At 38.6% G+C, this 513-nt stretch carries 1 tRNA gene; it reads left to right on the top strand.

From position 1 onward, the window contains the following. Nucleotides 1–114: 114 nt before the first annotated feature. A tRNA-Gln gene (locus CWS31_RS17395) sits at nucleotides 115–189 on the top strand. The last annotated feature ends 324 nt before the right edge of the window (nucleotides 190–513 follow it).

Below are 513 nucleotides of genomic sequence, written 5' to 3'. Positions count from 1 at the left end.
CAGCGGGTTTTGATCCCGTCATTCAGAGGTTCAAATCCTCTTATCCCTGCCACTTTTTATTTAACTTCATTATAAGTAACAATAAAAAGCAGTTAATGTATTTTACCTCCCTGTAGGGATATAGCCAAGCGGTAAGGCAGCGGGTTTTGATCCCGTCATTCAGAGGTTCAAATCCTCTTATCCCTGCCATATTTATATATGCAAATAATAAAGTTACTATTCTTAGTAACTTTTTTAGTGTCTAGAGCTAAATAACTCTGTAAACTTTTGGATACAATGCGGGTTTGGCGGAATTGAAAAACAATGACGCGCTACTTTTTTATTAGAGAGTAGGTTCCGGTATCGCTAGATGTGAGAGTTCAAGTCTCTTTAAAACTTGATGGTTATGCGGGTTTGGCGGAATTGAAAAACAATGACGCGCTGCTTTCTATTAGAGAGTAGGTTCCAATATCGCAAGATGTGAGAGTTCAAGTCTCTTTAAAACTTGATGGTTATGCGGGTTTGGCGGAATTG

The organism is Colwellia echini (assembly GCF_002843355.2).
Classification (GTDB): domain Bacteria; phylum Pseudomonadota; class Gammaproteobacteria; order Enterobacterales; family Alteromonadaceae; genus Colwellia; species Colwellia echini.
This window is presented reverse-complemented; position numbering and strand designations above follow the sequence as displayed.